A 17307-nucleotide genomic window follows, 5' to 3' on the forward strand; every position below is an offset into this window, starting at 1 on the left:
GTGAACCGGGTGTGGGAGTACCGGTCGTCACAGGTTGCCCAGGCGGGCGTCCCGCCACAGGTCGACGCCGCCGTCGATGGCGTACTTGTCGATCTCGGCCAGTTCCTCGCCGCTGAAGTCGGGGTTCTCCAGCGCGGCGACGTTCTGCTCCAGCTGCTCGGGGCGTGAAGCCCCGATGACGAGCGAGGTGACACGTTCGTCCCGCAGGGCCCAGGCGAGGGCCATCTGGGCCAGGCTCTGGCCGCGCCGGGCCGCGATGTCGTTGAGGGCGCGCAGCCTGCGCAGCATGTCGTCCGACAGCCACGTGGTGTCGAAAGAGGTTCCCTGCGCCGCCCGCGAGTCCTGCGGGACCCCGTCGAGGTAACGCCCGGTCAGCAGCCCCTGGGCGAGGGCCGTGAAGCCGATGACCCCGAAGCCCTCCTGCTCGGCGGTGTCGAGCAGACCGTCCGTCTCGACCCAGCGGTTGAGCATGCTGTACGACGGCTGGTGAATGAGGAGGGGCGTGCCCAGGTCCCGGAGGATGGCGGCCGCCTCGCGGCTGCGCTCGGCGTCGTAGGAGGAGATGCCGACATACAGGGCCTTGCCCTGGCGGACGGCGGTGTCGAGCGCCCCCATCGTCTCCTCAAGAGGAGTGTCGGCGTCGAGCCGGTGGGAGTAGAAGATGTCCACGTAATCCAGCCCCGTGCGACGCAGCGACTGGTCGAGCGAGGCGAGCATGTACTTGCGGGAGCCGCCGCCCTGGCCGTAGGGGCCGGGCCACATGTCCCAGCCGGCCTTGGTGGAGATCACCAGCTCGTCCCGGTACGGCGCGAGGTCCTGCTTCATCAGCCGCCCGAAGTTGGTCTCCGCGGCGCCGTACGGCGGGCCGTAGTTGTTCGCGAGGTCGTGGTGGGTGATGCCGAGGTCGAAGGCGCGCAGAGCGATCGCGCGCTGGCTCTCGAACGACCGGTCGTCCCCGAAGTTGTGCCAGTAGCCCAGGGACAGGACGGGCAGGTCGAGCCCCGAACGCCCGGTGCGCCGGTAGCGCATGGTGCCGTCGTAGCGGTCAGGATTCATGACGTGGCTCATCGAGTGATCTCCGGGTGGTGCGGTACGGGACGGACCCATCAGGCACGTCGGACCCATCGGGGTCGCGGGGATCCGCCTCCCCACACTGCCCCTGCCTGATCCCGAAGTCCAACAGCTCCCCGCCATGGGATTCAGCGGTGCCGCTTCTGAATCGGGAAGGGCGCTACCTCGGGGCCGGATTGACGGATTGGCGTCCGGCCTCGCTGGGCAGGGAGCCATGGAATGTCATGAGCACGACTACCTTTCCCCCACAAGGAGGTCGACTATGCACGTCCGTAAGCCGACGATCGGACTCGCTGCCGTCCTGACGGTGACCCTGTCGCTGATGGGCGGCCAGGCCGTGGCCACCCCGTCCACGACCGCTCCCTCCGAGGTCGCGGACAGCGCCGTCGCCGCCCGGGTCGTCACCTACGACGCGAGCGGCTCCGCGGAGTTCAAGTCCGCCGTCGACCGCGGTGCGGCGATCTGGAACGAGAGCGTCGACGCCGTCGAACTGCGCCCGGTCGCGACCGGGCAACGCGCCAACATCCGGGTCCTGGCGGACAACGGCTGGCCCCGCGCCCTGCCCACCACACTGGGCAACGGCACCGTCTACATCGGACGCCAGGCCGTTGACCAGGGCTACAACACGATCCGCATCTCGGCCCACGAACTGGGCCACATCCTCGGTCTGCCGGACCGCAAGCCCGGCCCGTGCTCAAGCCTGATGTCCGGCTCCACCGCGGGAATCGCGTGCACGAACCCCTACCCCGACACGGTGGAGAAGGCGGAGGTCGAGGACAACTTCAGCAGCGCGCTGGCCCGGACGGGCGGAGCGGCGCCCAGCGGTGCCGTGATCGTGGACTGACGCACGGTGCCGTGCGCGGGTGTCGGGCGGAGGCCGGGACATCGCGGCGTCCGCCCGCACCCGCACACGGCGACTGTCCGAGCGACCTCTGAGACCTTCTGAGGTCTCTGACCGCCTCTGCAGACCTCTCTGCCGTCAGCCTCGGCGACGCAGCTTGCTCAGGAACCCCTTGGCCTGGGCCCGTCGCCGTGGGTCGGCGGAGGCACGGCGTACCTGCTCGATGGTGCGCCGCCCCTGCGGGCTCCTGGCGAACCGTTTGATCTTCTCGATCATGCCGGGCACAACTCCTCCTAGGGCAAGGCCGGTGACACGTATGCCTGCACGCCCTGTATACCCCGTCACCGGGAAGTAAGCGCCTGACGGGCCCCGCTCACGGGATCAGTGATCAGTACCTGTCCGCGCCGTCTACTGCCCCGCCCGGGGAAAGCACTGTCGGACGTGTCCTCTAAGCTCCCGCGCATGAGCGAGGGGGACAGCGACAGACGCGTCATCGACGGGCGGTTCCGGCTGGAGTCGCGGCTCGGCGGCGGCGGGATGGGAACGGTCTGGCGGGCCACGGACCTCGTGCTGCACCGGAACGTGGCCGTCAAGGAGGTGCGTCCGCCGGACGCGGGGCTGGCCGAGTACGACCCGGACGGCGCGCGGATGCTGCGGGAGCGGGTGCTCCGCGAGGCCAGGGCGCTGGCCAGGATCGACCATCCGAACGTCGTGACGATCCATCACATCGTCGACGGCGGCGAGGGCACCTATCCATGGATCGTCATGGAACTGGTCGGCGGCGGATCGCTGGCCGACCGCCTGGGCCGTGGACCGATGGACCCGGCGGAGACGGCCCGGCTCGGACGAGAGGTGCTGGCCGCACTGCGCGCCGCGCACGACGCGGGCATCCAGCACCGGGACGTCAAGCCCGCCAACGTGCTCCTTCGCCCCGACGGCCGCCCCGTGCTCACGGACTTCGGCATCGCGGCGATCCGCGAATCGACGGCTCTCACCGCCACCGGATCCATCATCGGCACGGCCGACTACATGGCGCCGGAGCGAGTCTCGGGCAACGACGGCGGAGCGGCATCGGACCTCTGGTCATTGGCGATGATGTTGTACGCCGCCGTCGAGGGCCGGCACCCCCTGCGCCGGGGCACGACGCTGGCCACCCTCGCGGCCGTCCTCTACGAGGAGGTCCCGCCGCCGGTGAAGGCCGGGCCGCTGGCGGACGTACTGATGCGCGTGCTGGTACGGGATCCGGCAGCGCGCCCGGATGCCGAGACCCTCGACCGGATGCTCGCCTCCGTGGTCGAGGGCGGAGTGGCCGCCGCCGTGGCCGAGGGCACCACTTCCTACCGGCTGACGCCTCCGTCGGCTGCCCCACCCGCCCCGCCATTTCCTTCCGGATCGGGCGAGTTCGGCCCACCGACCGGCTACCCGACTCCTCAGGATGCGATTCCCGGGCTGCCCAACGCCCCTACGCCGTACCCGGTGGACCCTGCCGGTCCGCCTACGCCCGCCCGTCGCCCGTCCCGGCACAGGCGCTGGTCCAGGGTCGTCCTGTCCGCCGCGGCGACAGCGCTCGTCGGCGTCCTCGTGTGGACCCTGGTGCCGGACGGGGAGAAGTCCGACTCCTCGTCCTCCGGGGGTGCGGGGAGCGGGGCGAAGGCGACACCGTCGTCCAGCAGTACGTCGACGTCCGAATCGTCCGCCGATGCCTCGACACCCACACCCAGGCAGACGGAAAAGGGAAACACCACCGATCTGCTGACGCCCGACGGCATCCGCACCGCGATCAAGGCTTTCAAGAAGGAGACGGGTAGCGACCAGTTCGGCGATTTCTCCGTGTACCCCGAGCACATCTCCGCCTATGTGATGGTCAAGGGCAGCCGGACCAAGTACGACATGTACACCTACCGTGTCGACCGGGGCTCGGAGAAGGGAATTATCAAGGGCTCGCTGTCCGGCGGAAACCAGCCGTTCAGCCTGGACGAATTCGACTGGGACGCTGTTCCCACGCTACTTGCCGAGGCCAGGAAGAAGTTGAACGTCGACGACCCCACGAGCCGCTACCTGCTGGTCAGACAGCCGAACGAACTGCGCGACACCCCCGCCGCCATGGCCGTGTACCTCAGCAACGAGTACAACCAGAGCGGCTATCTGGAGGCCGACACCCACGGCAAGGTGACCAAAGTGATGGCCGCCGACAGTTGATGCCGGGGCCATCACCTCGTCCGTATGCCTCCGCGCGATCTCAGCGAATGCGGTATCTCTCCCAGAAGGGGCCCAGATCCTTGTCCGTCACGGACTGCGCGGCTTTCTTGAAGTCGGCGGTGGTGGAGAGGCCGTACCAGTGGTCGCGGGCGTACCGCTTGAGGAGGCGTGCCATGGTGTCGGCTCCGAGCGTGTCCTCCAGGCGCGACAGGGCGCAGGGGCCGGCCGTGTAGACGAGGTGGTACTCGTCGCGGTGCTTGGCCCAGTAGGCCATTGAGTTGGTGAGTGCGGTGCTCTCGCTCGGCCAGTCGTCGGACCAGCAGTCGCTGGTGTCCCAGCCGTAGAAGCGGGCGTTGGCGTACTGGGCGAAGCTCTCGTCGAGCCAGGGTGCGCCGTATTCGTCGTTGCCCACGATCCCGTACCACCACTGGTGGGCCACCTCGTGGACAACGGCACTGCCCTCTTCGGTGGTGCCGAGGAGGACCAGGCCGGGGTACTCCATGCCGCCGCCGAACTCCTTGGTCATCACGAGGTCGATCTCGCCGTACGGATAGCGGCCGAACTCCTTGCCGAACCGGTCGACAGCGGCGATGCCGTCCTTCCGGTTGAGGCGTACACCCGCGGCGGGTGTGTTCGGCGCCCAGTACGACTTCACGCGCACGCCCCCGGGCGAGGTCTCGGTCGCCGTGCGGAACGGGCCCGCCGCCCACGCGAAGTCCCGGACCCGGTGCGCGACGCTGTGGGTGACCGTGCGCCCGGGCTTGCCGGGGCTGGTCCAAGTGCGGCCGGTCGCCGGGACCTTGAGGGCCGCGGGGTGGTCGATGCGTGCCCGGAAGTCGCTCGCCAGGGCGTAGAAGCTCTCACCCGTCGCCACGTACGGATCGAGGTGCCAGCCCTTCGCGTCGTGCACGGCGAGCACCGGCAGGGCGTTGCCCAGGAAGCGGAACGCGCCCTCACGGCCGAAGCGGGCGTTGCGCTCGGGCACGGTGATGGACACGTCGAAGGCGACGGCCGTCCGCTCACCGCGCGCGAGCGGCTTCGGCAGGCTGATGCGCAACGCCGTGCAGTTCACGGTGAGTTGGCCGGCGGTGCCGCCGCTCACCTTGGTCAGCCTGATGGGGGACGGCTTGCCGGGCGTGCCGCACTTGTCGTCTCCGTTGCCCCACAGGCGTACGTACACCTCGTGCAGGGGCCGGTCGGAGGCGTTGCGGAACGTCACCCGCTGATGGCCCGTCCAGTGGGAGCCGTCGGCGTTGCCGCGCAGGGTCACGTCGTAGCGGAGGCGATCGGGTGTCGCGGACTTGGACTTGCTCGAGTTGGCCTTGGGTGCCGTGACGGCATCGGCCGCGGTCGCGCCCGTTGCCGCGAGCAACGCGACCAGGCCAACGAGCAGACGGCGACCGGTTCTTGACTGCCAGACAGGTAGCGACGACATGGCAGCGGATGATGCCACACGGGTCCGACATTCGCGCCCGCCGCCGCTACAGGTGACGGATCCCGACCGTCGTCCGCCGGGCACGGAGTTCCGTGCCGAGCAGCCGCCGTTCAGCGCAGGCGTCGGACATCCGGGCAAGCGACCTCAGGGGAACCGCCGTACGGATCGGTGACGGTCCTCGTGCCGGTGACCTTGCCGGAGAGGCACAGCTGACCGCCCAGCAGCCTCAGGTCGAGGGTGAACTCCACGCTCTCGCCGGAGCGTTGTGGGCCGTGGATCCGCAGGTCGACGTAACCGAGGCCGCGCAGGACGTCCTTGACCTGTCCCGGTGTCGGATCGGGCGTGCCCTTGAGGGCTTTCGCGATGCGGCGGGAGTGGACGCGGGCATCGCATTTCTCCACGGGGCTCAACTCCTCCTCTTTCCTGGCGTCATCAGGGTCTCTGGGCTCCACCGGGGGCGGCGTCGCGTCTGGCGGTAACGGTTCGGGCAGGGGGGTGAGGGGCGGCTCCGTGGGATCCGGTTCCTCCGGTGGTTCCATAGGGGGCTCCTCGGTCGGCTCGTACTTCAAGCACGGTTCGGAGATGGAGACGAGGAGTTCCATGAACGCCAGGAAGTCGGGGTCCGAGGACTCGGGGTCCGAGGAGTCGATGGGGGAGGGCGTGGCGGGGGCGGTCGCGGTCGAGCCGGCCTCGACCCGGTCGTCACCTCCGGCCTTCTGGTCCTTGTCCGCCGCTCGTTCGGAACCGCAGGCGGTGAGAGCGAGGGCGAGCGCACACAGCGCCGCGGGTATCGCGCCGCGGCGGACGCGTGAGGGGCGCCGCGTGCGACGAATGCGATGATTTTCCCTGGAAAGTCGTCTCATGCTCGCAGTGTGTGCGCGGGCAGCGGACCGCACATGAGTACGGCTACTCAGAGCAAGTCACCTGTGCGCGCCCGGACTTCACCGGTGGCGCCACGCCGCCGTACAGCTATTGCTGCCCCTGGGGGAGTCTCATACGGCGGCCGTCCTGCTCGGCCGTACCCGTGCACGGACGCTCGCGGCGCTGCACGACACGGCCACCACCGGTGAACTCGCCCGCAGACTGCGGATATCGCCGGCCTCGGCCAGTCAGCACGTCCACGCGCCGGCCGCCGCCAACCTGGCCCGCAGCCAGCGTGTCGGCAGTCAGGTGCTGCACACCCTGACACCGCTCGGCGAGGCCCTGTTGCGTGGCCGACTGTCCTCCGACGGGTCCGTGACCTGAGAGTTTCGGGCTCCGCCGAAACAAGTGGTGTGTTCGGTATACCGACCGCCAAGCTGGGGGGCGCCGACCGGGACCTCGACCTGCCCCGGACGAGTTGACAGCGCCTGCACGCCTCACCCCTTGGTTCTCGACCTCATCAACGAAGGAATGCCCCCACATGGCAGACGAGTTGGTCCTGCGCGCCCAGAGATTCGTCAACCAGGCCTACGGCGACAAGATCGGCATGACCGTCGAGGAGAACGGCCGCACGGGCTGGAGCACCATGTACGCCCTCACCAGGGCTCTCCAGTGGGAGCTGGGCATCAGTCCCGTGGCGGACAGCTTCGGCCCCACCACCCTGCGCGTCCTGACGCAGAAGTTCCCCCGGCTCAACAGCGACACCGTGCCGTCGGCCAACTTCTGCCGCATCATCCAGTCCGCGATGTACTGCAAGGGCTATGACGGCGGTGACATCGACGGCGTCTACAACGAGAACGTCAAGGCCGGCATCACCAGGCTCAAACAGGACATGGGGGTCGACGGTGTCTACCCCGGCTCCGACCTGACCCCGAAGGTCTTCAAGGGCCTGCTGAACATGGACCCGTACGTCCTCGTCAGATACGGGGACAGACCCGGTGACGAGGACATCCGCTCGATCCAGCGCTGGCTCAACGGGCGTTACATCCACCGGCAGGACTTCTTCGTCATCCCCTGCGACGGCCACCACTCCCGCGATGTCGCCAAGTCCATGCTGTTCGCCATCCAGTACGAACTGGGCATGGCCGACGGAGTGGCCAACGGCTCCTTCGGCCCCGCGACCCAGGCAGGTCTCAGACAGCACACCCTCAGGGTCGGCAGCACAGGTGTCTGGGTGAACCTGTTCACGGCCGCCATGATCCTCAACCAGCGGCCGCACATCGCGTTCGGCGGCACGTTCACGTCCGACCTGTCCTCGGCGGTCTTCGAGTTCCAGGACTTCGTCAGGATCTCCCCGAACGGCGACGGCGACTACCCCACCTGGGCATCCCTGCTGATCTCCTACGGCGACCAGTCCCGCTCCGGCGCCGCCTGCGACTGCATTACGACCATCACCCCGGCCCGGGCCCAGTCCCTGCTGTCCGCCGGGTACGTGTACGTCGGCCGGTATCTGTGCAACGTCCCGAACGGCCGGGACAAGATGATCAAACCCGGTGAGCTGCAGACCATCGCGGCCAACGGCCTGAACTGCTTTCCGATCTACCAGACCTTCAGCGACGGGGCGGCCTACTTCAAGTACAGCCAGGGCACGCGGGACGGCCTCGACGCGATCGACTGGGCCAAGTACCACGGATTCAAGGACGGCACCCGCATCTACTTCGCCGTCGACTACGACGCGTTCGACCACGAGGTGACGTCCAACGTCCTTCCGCACTTCAGGGGGATCTTCCGGGCGGTGCAGGAGAACTCCCGCTACCGGGTGGGCATCTACGGTCCGCGCAACGTGTGCCGCCGGGTGCGCGAGGCCGGGTACACCGACGCGAGTTTCGTCTCCGACATGTCCAGCGGGTTCTCCGGGAACCTGGGTTTCCCCATGCCGGGGGACTGGGCCTTCGACCAGATCGCCACCGTCACCGTGGGAACCGGTGCCGGAACCATCGAGATCGACAAGAACATCGCCTCCGGACGAGACGTCGGGCAGAGCAGCTTCGACCCCGGCGCGGACACCGCGGGACTGGACGTCGACTTCAACGCCACGTACCGCGCCGCCATGCTCCAGGAGGTGCGCTCGTACCTGGAGTCCATCGGCATCCCCGAGACGGGTGGCGACGGCTGGACCGACCCGGACTGGGCGACCCTGGGAGGCATCTCCAACACCAAGGCGTTCGAGCTGGTCCTCTCCGCGGACTGGCTGTTCACCTCGCTCGCCCGGCAGCTCAGGGTCCGCAAGGCCCTGATACAGGCCCCGGTGCTCTGGGAACTGCGCAAGTTCAACCCACTGGACATCGCCGCCGACACGGCGGTGAAGACCGGCGTGGACGACGACTGCAGCACCGGCTGGGCCCAGATCTTCGCCTGGGTGGCCATCGACGCGCGGAACCACTGCGTCGAGCAGGGCATCATCAACGGTTCGATCCTGGACGACCCCAGGGACAAGCCGTCGGTGTGGACCCAGCTGAACGAGGACCCGATCTACAACATCAAGTCGGCGGCCTACCTGACGCTCTTCAACGCCCACCAGATCAACCTGCCGAGGCCGGGGCTGAACACGAGTGAGGGTGACTCCGAGAGAATCCTCAGCCGCTACAACGGTCCCCCCGTGACGAGTGACGGGAAACCGAACCTTCCCGCCCTGCAGTACGGCCGTGAACTCGTCGGCCTGTACCGGGTGTTGGAGAAGTACTACCGGCTTTCCCGCAATGGCTGACGCGAAGGGGACGAACAGCGTGACAACAGGCAGCACAGGCACAGGCATCAGCACGACAGGCACGACAGGCACGACAGGCATGACGCGACGTGATGTCGTCAGGCACACCGTGCTCCTCGGCACTGTCACCCTGGTGGGCGGCGGCTCGGTGCTGGCCCTGCCCGCCGGGGCGGTGGCCGCCGAGAGACCCGGGCCCGACGACGCCCCCAAGCGGCCGACATCACCGAACGGCTGGGAGCTGGAGGAGAAGGCCAACGACGTCTCCACGGTGTGGACCCGGCCCGTACCGGGCACCGGCCTCGACGTGGACGTACGCATCGGTGACGTGGGGACGGTCCTCGTGCACGTCGTCCGGCGCTTCCACTACGAGATCGACGAACTCCGCAAGGGAGACCTGGCCGGATGGCGCGCCCCGGCCCGGGTGAAGTTGAAGCGGGCGGAGGGCAACCAGGCGTCCGGCACAGCCGTCGCGATCCGGCCGGGCTCCTACCCGCCCGGAGCCGAGGGAGGATTCTTCCCGCCCCAGCTCATGGTGATCCGCGACATCCTCGCCGAGTGCGACGGCGTCGTGCGGTGGGGCGGGGACGACGACCGCCCGTACGAGGCCCTGTTCTCCATCGACGTACCGCCCGGTGACAAGCGGCTGACGGACCTCGTGGCCAAGCTGCGGACCTGGGCCGACGAGCCCGGAGCCGGCCCTGGCACCCAGGTGGACGTGGCCGACGCCGAGCGGCGCAAGGCCGCCACCGCGCTGGCACGTCGGCAGAAGAAGACCGCCTGACACCGAACGTCCGGCACCCGCAGGTGGCCGTGGATCCGTGTGATCCACGGCCACCTGCCGTACGCCCCTGGCGGCGCCGACGGCCGAGCCCGTGGGTCGAGTCATCTAGAATGGCGGCCAACGCGCTTGTATGCGCGGGGAGTTGAGTTCAACGCCAGGGAGAACATCCATGGGCGCCACAGAGACCGTAGGCACACCTGAGGCGGGCTCCGAGCTGGACGCCCGGACCGCGGGGCCGACGGTGCCACGTCTGGTGCTGGGGGCACGACTGCGTCGACTGCGGGAGGAACTGCACTTCTCCCGTGAGGAGGCCGGCGAGGCCATCCGCGCCTCCCAGTCCAAGATCAGCAGAATGGAGTGGGGCCGGCACGGGTTCAAGATGCGTGACGTGTCCGATCTGCTCACGCTCTACGGAGTCACGGACGAGGCCGAGCGCGCCACCTTGCTGGCTCTGGCCAGACAGGCCAACACCCCCGGCTGGTGGCAGCCGTACAACGACGTGGTGCCCGGCTGGATGCAGGCCTACCTCGGGGCCGAACAGGCGGCGAGCCTCCTCCGCTGCTTCCAGCCCCAGGTCGTACCCGACCTGCTGCAGATCCCCGACTACGCTCGCGCCGCCGTCCGGCTCACCAGCCCGGAGGCTTCCGCGGAGGAGATCGACCGGCGGGTCGCCCTGCGCATGCGACGCCGGCACATCCTGCACCGGCGGCAAGCGGTCCAGCTCTGGGCCGTTATCGACGAGGCGGCGCTGCGTCGCCCGGTGGGCGGCACCGGCACGATGCGTGCCCAGCTCAAGCACCTCATCGAGATCTGCCAACTCCCGCAGGTCACCGTACAGATCGTGCCGTTTCTCGCCGGTGGTCACGCCGCGGCCGGTGGTCCGGTCACCATCGTGCGCCTGCCCGGCGGTCTGCTGCCCGACATGGTGTACCTGGAACAGCTCGCCAGCGCCGTCTATCCCGACAAGCCGAGCGAGATCGAGTACTACTGGGGTGTCATGAACCGCGTGGTCGTCCAGGCCGATTCGCCGGACGCGACGTGCACGACCCTCCATCGCATCCTTCAGGAGTCCTGACCCGGGTGGATCAGGACCCTCGATGGCCGATGGAACGCGTGCCGGCCGTCGCGCCCGGCGGCCGGTACGGCGGCGTACGCCAAGTGGGCCGCCGGGCGGCGGACTTCAGCGCTTGAGGGCGACGCCTCCGTACTGGTGCACTTCCGCCGGGAGACCCCAGGCCTCGGTGTCAGGACGCCACCGCGAGCACGATGCGACGCCGGGTTCGAGCAGTTCCAGGCCGTCGAAGTAGCGCTCGATCTGCTCGGGGCTGCGCAGGATGTACGGGATGGACCCGCCCTCGTTGTACTGCCGGATGGCATCGACATAGGCGTCGCTGGTGTCGGTGCTGTCGTACTGCACGAGGAAGCTGCCGGCCGGCAGACCGTCCACCAACTGCCGCACGATCGAACGTGCTTCGTCGTGGTCCTCGATGTGGCCGAGGATGCCCATCAGCATGAGGGCGACAGGCTGGTCGAAGTCCAGCGTCTTGGCCGCTTCCCGCAGGATCGTGCTCGGGTCGCGCAGATCGGCGTCGACGTAGTTGGTGACCCCCACCGAGCTGCTGACCAGCAGCGCGCGGGCGTGTGCGAGCACCAACGGGTCGTTGTCGACGTAGACGATCCGGCATTCCGGCGCCACCCGCTGGGCGATCTCATGGGTGTTGTCCACGTTCGGCAGCCCGGTTCCGATGTCCAGGAACTGCCGGATGCCCTCCTCGGCGGCGAGATGACGGACCGCGCGGGCCAGGAAGTACCGGGCGGCGCGGGCTCCGGTCTCGATCCCCGGGAAGATGTCACGGAACGCGTCACCGGCTATGCGGTCGACCTCGTAATTGTCCTTGCCGCCCAGCCAGTAGTTCCAGATCCGGGCCGATTGCGGCACGGTGGTGTCGATCTTGGAGAGTGCCTCCTGGTCGGAGTTCTCTCGTGCATCAGTCATGGACGCTCCTGTGGGTATGTGTGCGAGTACGTATGTGTGTACGCATGTGTGTGCGTGATGTGCGAACCGCGAAACTGTCGAGTGCCAGTCGTGGAGGGCCACGTTATTCGCCGGGTTTGGATCATGTGTATCCGCAGGCCCAACCTGTCCGTGGTTCGCCGGGCAATGACTTGTTTGTGTTCTCCGGACGGGCCGAAAGTCGACATCCGTGCCGTCACTTCACGGAATTCGCACAGAAGTTCATCAGCCCTTTAGGTTTCAACCGTTACGCTCACCGACAGTCGAGTGGTCGATGTCGGCGCCCCACCCGCCGCGGCCCTCGCCCCCCAGAGGCACAGGAGATTCGGCGTGCATGACGGCGACGTAGTGGTGATAGGCGGCGGCTACGCGGGCGTCCGGCTGGCGAAACGGCTGGACGGGACCGCGCGGGTCACGCTGGTCGACCGCAAGGAGGTCTTCTTCCACCGCATCGCCTCCCTGCGGGCCGGGGTGCGTCCGGAGTGGACGATGGCCCCGTTCATCCCTTACGACCGGCTGCTCGGCAAGGGCCGGGTGGCCGTGGGCAAGGCGGTCCGTGTCGACACCGCCGAGCGGGAGGTGGTGCTGGCCACCGGCGAGCGCCTCCCGTACGACGTGGTGGTGATCGCCACCGGCGCCGACTACCCGGAACCGGCCCGTTTCTCCGGCACCACCGCGGAAGAGGCGGCCAAGTCGTTCGCGGTGCACCAGCAGAGCGTCGCCACCGCGGACCATGTCCTCGTCGTCGGCGGCGGGCCCTCCGGCGTCGAGCTCAGCGCCGAGATCCGCCTGGCCCGGCCCGACGCCCGGGTCACGCTCGCTCACTCCGGCCCGACCCTGCTCCACTCCACGGGCAGTGAGCGGGCCGGGCGCAAGGCCCGCGCCTGGCTGGAGTCCCATGACGTGGAGGTGCGGCTCGACTCGTTCATGTCCCCGGGGCACGACTTCGGTACGTACCGCGACGCGCGCGGGAACGTGGTGGAGGCCGACCGCTCCTTCTGGGCGACGGGCACCACCCCCAACACGCTCTGGCTGCGTCTGGCCGGACACGGTGACTGGCTGAACCCGAGCGGGCATGTGAAGGTCGACCGGATGCTCCGGGCCGAGGGCCGACTGGATGTATTCGCGGTCGGCGACGTGAACGACGCGAGCGAGCTCAAGATCACCCCCGCCGCGCTCGCCCAGGCGGACCTCGCCGCCCACAACATCCGCGCCTACCTGGGTAGTTCGGGTAAACACCGCACGCAGTCCCGCTCGTACCGGCCGATCCACCGCACCCCGCTCATCGTGCCGTTCGGCCAGGCGGACGGAGTGACCATGCTGCCTGTACTGGGCGGCGAGACGGCGGTGCTCGGCGGCCGAACCACCACCCTGGCCAAGGCGAAGACCCTCATGACCCCCTACATGAGGCGCCAATTGGGGTACTCCGCGGCCTGACACGCGAAGCACGGCTTCCCGCACACGAGCGACGACCCCACGGTGGCACCCGTCGTTCGCCCAGGTATGCGCCCTGGGGTAAGGTCCCCACGTTTCCAACTACCGACTGAAGGCGAGCCGGTACGGGGAGTGCGGAAGGGGTGGCGGGACGATGGAATCCCAGTGGGGCGACGGTGGATCCGTGGATCTGGACGACACACCGTTGGAGGCGATGACTCCCGAACCGCTGCTCACCCGGGACTACGAGACACGCCCCTCGCTGGTGTACGAGCGGCTGAGGCAGCGTCACGGCCCGGTGGCGCCGGTCGATCTCCTGGGCGTACCCGCCTGGTTGGTCCTCGGCTACCGGGAGGCACTCGATGTGCTCCAGGACGACGACGGATGGCCCAAGGGCCTGGAGAACTGGCGGGCCCGCTCGGAGGGCCGCGTGCCGTCCGACTGGCCCCTCGGGCCGTCCCTTGAGGTCAACCACGTCCTGATCCAGGGCGGTCCCGGATACCCGCGGTTGCGTACGGCGTGGGACACGGCTCTCAGGCCCTTCCAGGATCCGCGCCACCCCCAGGCGAAGAAGCTCAAGACGGCCGTCACCGCCTACGCCGACGAACTGATCACCCTGGTGGGCCAGGCCGGCGGAACGGGCCTCGCGGACCTGTCCGCCCAGTTCTCCCGGCCCCTGCCGCTGATGGTGGCAAGTCACCTGCTCGGCTTCCCCGGTTCACAGGGCGACGACGCGCTGATGGACATGTGGCGGGTCCTGGACGCCGGTCCGGACGCGGAGCCCGCCCTGGAGCGCCTGTTGGCGACGCTGGCCGAACTGGCCGCGATGAAGCTGAAGACGCCGGGCGACGACTTCCCCTCGCACCTGCTCGCCGCACACCCGGACCTCTCGCTCGACGAGCTGGCCCGTGAGCTGTTCATGCTGCTGGGCATGACCTCCGACCACGTCGGCATCCTCATCTCCAACACGGTGGTCGAGGTCCTCTCGGGAGACGGCGGCGCGCGTGCCAGCCTGTCCGCCGGGATGGTCCGGGAGACCATGAACCGGGTGGTCATGCGCAAGCCACCGCTCGTGAACTTCGTGCCGCGCTTCGCCGCCAAGGACACCCCGCTCGGCAGGTACACGATCCGCGCGGGCGACCCGGTCTGGGTCTCCTCGGCGGCGGCACACGCCGACCCGCTCTTCGCCGACAGCGCGGCGAAGAGCACCACCGTCAGCACCCGGGCGCACCTGTCCTGGGGCGCGGGCCCCCGCCAGTGCCCGGCGCGCGAACTCGCGTCCACGGTCGCGGCGGTCGGTGTGAGCCGCCTGTTCGAGCGGTTCTCCCGCCTCGACCTCGCGCTCCCCGTCGACCAACTCCCTTGGCGCTCCTCGCCCTTCATGCGCGGCCTGCGCTCGCTGCCCGTACGGTACGAACTCGCCTCGGTGCCCGATCAGCCGCCGGCGCACGACCCGGCGGATGAACCGGCCGAGCCGGCGCTGCCGGACCCGTCCGCCCGACAGCGGTCCTCACTGTGGCGCTACCTGACGAGCCTGATCCGCGCGGGCCGCTGACGCCGCAACGCGCGAGCGGGAGTTGGGGTGAAGCCGGGCACGCGCGTGCCCGGCTTCACCCCAACTCCCGCACCACGCGCCCCATTCTGTCGAGCGCCTGGCGCAGGATGGCCGGTGAGGTGGCGAAGTTGAGGCGTACGCATCCCGCGCCGCCGGTGCCGAAGACATGGCCTGAGCTGAGGGCGACGCGGGCTTCGTCCAGGAACATCCGCGCCGGTCCGGCGAGGTCGGCCACGACGCCCGGGCCATCGGCCCGGTGTTCGTCGTGCAGTCCCAGCCGTGTGCAGTCCAGCCAGGCCAAGTAGGTGCCCTGGGGCGGCAGGTACCGGATGCCGGGTTCCTTGATGAGCTGCCCCAGCAGGGTCCGGTTCGCGTCGAGCCCGCCCAGGAGTTCGTCGAGCCAGTCCCCGCCTTCCTGGAGTGCGGCCGTGTGGGCGAGGATCCCCAGGTGGCTGGGCCCGTGGCCGACTTCCTCGGGCATGCGGCGGAGGTCGGCGGCAGCCTCCTCGCCCGCGATGGCCAGGGCGGCTTTGAGTCCGGCGAGGTTCCACGCCTTGGAGGCGGACATCAGGGCGAAGCCGTTCTCGGATCCGGGCACGCCGAGGAACGGCGTGAACGTGGCGCCGGGCAGTACGAGCGGGGCGTGGATCTCGTCGGAGACCACGCGGACGCCGTGCCGGCGGGCGAGTGCCGCGATGGCTTCCAGTTCCTGGCGGGTGTGCACGACACCGCTCGGGTTGTGCGGATTGCACAGCAGAAACGCCGGACATCGGCCGTGCCGCCGCGCCCGTACGAAGGCGTCCTCCAGGGCACCGAGGTCGATGCGCAGGTCGGGGCCGAGGGGAGCCTCGATCACCTTGCGGGCGTCGTGGCCGACGAAGGCGTAGAACGGCGGGTAGACGGGCGAGCACACGACGACGGCGTCGCCCGGGTCGGTGATCAGGCGGAGGACCTCGACGATGCCCATCATGACGTCGGGCACGATGGCCGTGTTCCCGACGCGAAGGCCGTCCCACTGCCAGCGCTCGCCGGCGAAGGCGGCCAGGGCCTCGGCGTAGGCGGTTCCGTGGGCGTACCCGGTGTCGCCGAGGCCGATGGCTCTGTGCAGCGCGTCTGCGACGCAGGGAGCCAGCGGGACATCCATCTCCGCCACCCACAGGGGCAGTACGTCCTCGGGGTGGGCGCGCCACTTCATGCTGGTACGCCTTCGCAACTGCTGCAGGGACACCTGCACAAGTGGATCGGTCCGCCTGGTTTCGGCGTCCTCGGATGCCGCCTGCTTCGTGGTTTCGGTCACGCGATCCTCCAACCGGTGCGCCTGTGCGCGATGAGACCTGCGGCTATGGTTCGCCCATGAGGGCAGCGGTGCACAACCGGTACGGTCCGCCCGATGTGATCAGGGTCGCCGACGTGGACAAGCCGTCGATCGGGGACCAGGACGTTCTGGTGAGGGTGCACGCGACGACGGTCAACCGCACGGACTGTGCCTACCGGGCGGCCAGTCCCTTCTTCATACGCATACTCACCGGCCTTGCCCGGCCTCGGCGTACGGTGCTCGGGACCGAGTACGCGGGAGTGGTGGACGCGGTCGGCGGCGGCGTCACGGCCTTCAAGGCCGGCGACCGGGTGTTCGGCTACAACGAGGGCCGGTTCGGAACCCATGCCGAGTACCTGTCGGTTCCGCACGACGGCGCCATCGCGACCATGCCGGACGGCGTGACCTTCGAGGAGGCCGCTCCTGGCACCGAGGGCTCCCACTACGCGCTGGCCTTCGTCAACAAGGCGGGCATCCAGCCCGGACAGGACGTCCTCGTCTATGGCGCGACCGGCGCCATCGGCTCGGCGGCGGTACAGCTCCTGAAGCATCGCGGGGCCACCGTGACCGCGGTGTGCGACGGGGTGCATCAGGAGCTGGTCAGGGGCTTGGGCGCGGACCGGGTCGTCGACCACACGGCCCAGGACTTCACCCGGGACGAGCAGAGCTACGACGCGGTGTTCGACGCGGTCGGCAAGAGCACGTTCGGCCACTGCAAGCGGTTGTTGAAGCCCGGCGGGGTCTATCTGTCGTCGGACCTTGGCCCCTGGTGTCAGAACCTCCTCCTGCCACTCGTCACGCCTCTCTTCCGCGGCAGGAAAGTCAAGTTCCCCTTCCCGAAGCAGGACCAACAGATGGCGCGGTATTTCCGGGACCTGATGGAGGCGGGAGAATTCCGTCCGGTCATCGACCGACGCTATCCACTGGAGCAGATCGTCGACGCCCATCGGTATGTCGAGACGGGGCAGAAGATCGGCAATGTCGTCATCATTGTCGTACCGCCGAACTGATCAAACCTTTCGTGCGCAGACGTC

The 17307-nt window shown here is 69.0% G+C and carries 15 protein-coding genes; 9 read left to right on the forward strand and 6 right to left on the reverse strand.

Translation table 11 applies throughout. From position 1 onward, the window contains the following. Nucleotides 1–27 precede the first annotated feature (27 nt). Entirely contained in the window at nt 28–1068 is a 1041-nt protein-coding gene (mgrA, locus tag ACN20J_RS45960; RefSeq protein WP_189843046.1) for an L-glyceraldehyde 3-phosphate reductase, read from the reverse strand. A 265-nt stretch (nt 1069–1333) separates the two neighbouring features. On the opposite strand from mgrA, the gene ACN20J_RS45965 reads away from it, so the two are divergent. Continuing rightward, entirely contained in the window at nt 1334–1915 is a 582-nt protein-coding gene (locus ACN20J_RS45965; protein WP_189843045.1) for a snapalysin family zinc-dependent metalloprotease, read from the forward strand. A gap of 135 nt (nt 1916–2050) precedes the next feature. Here ACN20J_RS45965 and ACN20J_RS45970 read toward each other — a convergent pair whose 3' ends face one another. Continuing rightward, nucleotides 2051–2188, reverse strand: coding sequence for a hypothetical protein (locus ACN20J_RS45970; protein ID WP_169801986.1), 138 nt, complete (start codon nt 2186–2188; stop codon nt 2051–2053). Nucleotides 2189–2374: 186 nt separating this feature from the next. Here ACN20J_RS45970 and ACN20J_RS45975 point away from each other — a divergent pair, with 186 nt between their 5' ends. Continuing rightward, nucleotides 2375–4111 (forward strand): serine/threonine-protein kinase, encoded by a 1737-nt coding sequence (locus ACN20J_RS45975; protein WP_189843044.1) that lies wholly within the window; start codon nt 2375–2377, stop codon nt 4109–4111. 40 nt (nt 4112–4151) lie between these two features. On the opposite strand, the gene ACN20J_RS45980 is transcribed toward ACN20J_RS45975, so the two are convergent. Further along, complete coding sequence (locus tag ACN20J_RS45980; protein WP_189843043.1) at nt 4152–5546, reverse strand: M1 family metallopeptidase; 1395 nt, start codon at nt 5544–5546, stop codon at nt 4152–4154. 110 nt (nt 5547–5656) lie between these two features. Continuing rightward, nucleotides 5657–6409 carry a hypothetical protein gene (locus ACN20J_RS45985; protein ID WP_259333913.1) on the reverse strand — a complete coding sequence of 251 codons (753 nt, stop codon included), beginning with the start codon at nt 6407–6409 and terminating at the stop codon, nt 5657–5659. A gap of 109 nt (nt 6410–6518) precedes the next feature. Here ACN20J_RS45985 and ACN20J_RS45990 point away from each other — a divergent pair, with 109 nt between their 5' ends. The 4 genes from ACN20J_RS45990 to ACN20J_RS46005 all read left to right on the forward strand — a co-directional run bounded on the left by ACN20J_RS45990 (nt 6519) and on the right by ACN20J_RS46005 (nt 11030). Then, on the forward strand, nt 6519–6791 hold the full coding sequence (locus ACN20J_RS45990; protein WP_189843042.1) for a winged helix-turn-helix domain-containing protein: 273 nt from the start codon (nt 6519–6521) through the stop codon (nt 6789–6791). Between the two features lie 157 nt (nt 6792–6948). Next, the gene (locus ACN20J_RS45995; protein WP_189843041.1) at nt 6949–9174 is read left to right on the forward strand and encodes a glycoside hydrolase domain-containing protein; all 2226 of its coding nucleotides are present in this window, start codon (nt 6949–6951) and stop codon (nt 9172–9174) included. Nucleotides 9175–9253: 79 nt separating this feature from the next. Further along, nucleotides 9254–9955: a hypothetical protein gene (locus tag ACN20J_RS46000; RefSeq protein ID WP_189843040.1), complete on the forward strand. Its 702-nt coding sequence runs from the start codon at nt 9254–9256 to the stop codon at nt 9953–9955. A gap of 169 nt (nt 9956–10124) precedes the next feature. After that, the gene (locus ACN20J_RS46005; RefSeq protein ID WP_189843039.1) at nt 10125–11030 is read left to right on the forward strand and encodes a helix-turn-helix domain-containing protein; all 906 of its coding nucleotides are present in this window, start codon (nt 10125–10127) and stop codon (nt 11028–11030) included. Between the two features lie 105 nt (nt 11031–11135). Here ACN20J_RS46005 and ACN20J_RS46010 read toward each other — a convergent pair whose 3' ends face one another. Beyond that, complete coding sequence (locus tag ACN20J_RS46010) at nt 11136–11951, reverse strand: SAM-dependent methyltransferase (RefSeq protein ID WP_189843038.1); 816 nt, start codon at nt 11949–11951, stop codon at nt 11136–11138. A 348-nt stretch (nt 11952–12299) separates the two neighbouring features. Between ACN20J_RS46010 and ACN20J_RS46015 the strand changes: the two genes are divergently transcribed. Together ACN20J_RS46015 and ACN20J_RS46020 are read left to right on the forward strand one after the other, a co-directional pair. Next, nucleotides 12300–13406 (forward strand): NAD(P)/FAD-dependent oxidoreductase, encoded by a 1107-nt coding sequence (locus tag ACN20J_RS46015; RefSeq protein ID WP_190229936.1) that lies wholly within the window; start codon nt 12300–12302, stop codon nt 13404–13406. Between the two features lie 151 nt (nt 13407–13557). After that, complete coding sequence (locus tag ACN20J_RS46020) at nt 13558–14958, forward strand: cytochrome P450 (protein WP_189843036.1); 1401 nt, start codon at nt 13558–13560, stop codon at nt 14956–14958. A 55-nt stretch (nt 14959–15013) separates the two neighbouring features. Here the strand turns inward: ACN20J_RS46020 and ACN20J_RS46025 are convergent, their stop codons facing one another. Beyond that, a complete protein-coding gene (locus ACN20J_RS46025) occupies nt 15014–16255 on the reverse strand; it encodes a MalY/PatB family protein (RefSeq protein ID WP_419668360.1) in 1242 nt (413 codons plus the stop codon). 56 nt (nt 16256–16311) lie between these two features. Between ACN20J_RS46025 and ACN20J_RS46030 the strand changes: the two genes are divergently transcribed. Next, nucleotides 16312–17283 (forward strand): NAD(P)-dependent alcohol dehydrogenase, encoded by a 972-nt coding sequence (locus ACN20J_RS46030; RefSeq protein WP_419668361.1) that lies wholly within the window; start codon nt 16312–16314, stop codon nt 17281–17283. Nucleotides 17284–17307: the final 24 nt, after the last annotated feature.

Source organism: Streptomyces sp. 2-1 (assembly GCF_048564895.1).
In the GTDB taxonomy this organism is placed as follows: domain Bacteria; phylum Actinomycetota; class Actinomycetes; order Streptomycetales; family Streptomycetaceae; genus Streptomyces; species Streptomyces phaeochromogenes.

Bases quoted from the DNA above. Each gene is read 5' to 3' on its own strand.
- mgrA (WP_189843046.1), bottom strand. From the start codon at position 1,068: ATGAGCCACGTCATGAATCCTGACCGCTACGACGGCACCATGCGCTAC.
- ACN20J_RS45965 (WP_189843045.1), top strand. From the start codon at position 1,334: ATGCACGTCCGTAAGCCGACGATCGGACTCGCTGCCGTCCTGACGGTG.
- ACN20J_RS45970 (WP_169801986.1), bottom strand. From the start codon at position 2,188: ATGATCGAGAAGATCAAACGGTTCGCCAGGAGCCCGCAGGGGCGGCGC.
- ACN20J_RS45975 (WP_189843044.1), top strand. From the start codon at position 2,375: ATGAGCGAGGGGGACAGCGACAGACGCGTCATCGACGGGCGGTTCCGG.
- ACN20J_RS45980 (WP_189843043.1), bottom strand. From the start codon at position 5,546: ATGTCGTCGCTACCTGTCTGGCAGTCAAGAACCGGTCGCCGTCTGCTC.
- ACN20J_RS45985 (WP_259333913.1), bottom strand. From the start codon at position 6,409: ATGAGACGACTTTCCAGGGAAAATCATCGCATTCGTCGCACGCGGCGC.
- ACN20J_RS45995 (WP_189843041.1), top strand. From the start codon at position 6,949: ATGGCAGACGAGTTGGTCCTGCGCGCCCAGAGATTCGTCAACCAGGCC.
- ACN20J_RS46000 (WP_189843040.1), top strand. From the start codon at position 9,254: ATGACGCGACGTGATGTCGTCAGGCACACCGTGCTCCTCGGCACTGTC.
- ACN20J_RS46005 (WP_189843039.1), top strand. From the start codon at position 10,125: ATGGGCGCCACAGAGACCGTAGGCACACCTGAGGCGGGCTCCGAGCTG.
- ACN20J_RS46010 (WP_189843038.1), bottom strand. From the start codon at position 11,951: ATGACTGATGCACGAGAGAACTCCGACCAGGAGGCACTCTCCAAGATC.
- ACN20J_RS46020 (WP_189843036.1), top strand. From the start codon at position 13,558: ATGGAATCCCAGTGGGGCGACGGTGGATCCGTGGATCTGGACGACACA.
- ACN20J_RS46030 (WP_419668361.1), top strand. From the start codon at position 16,312: ATGAGGGCAGCGGTGCACAACCGGTACGGTCCGCCCGATGTGATCAGG.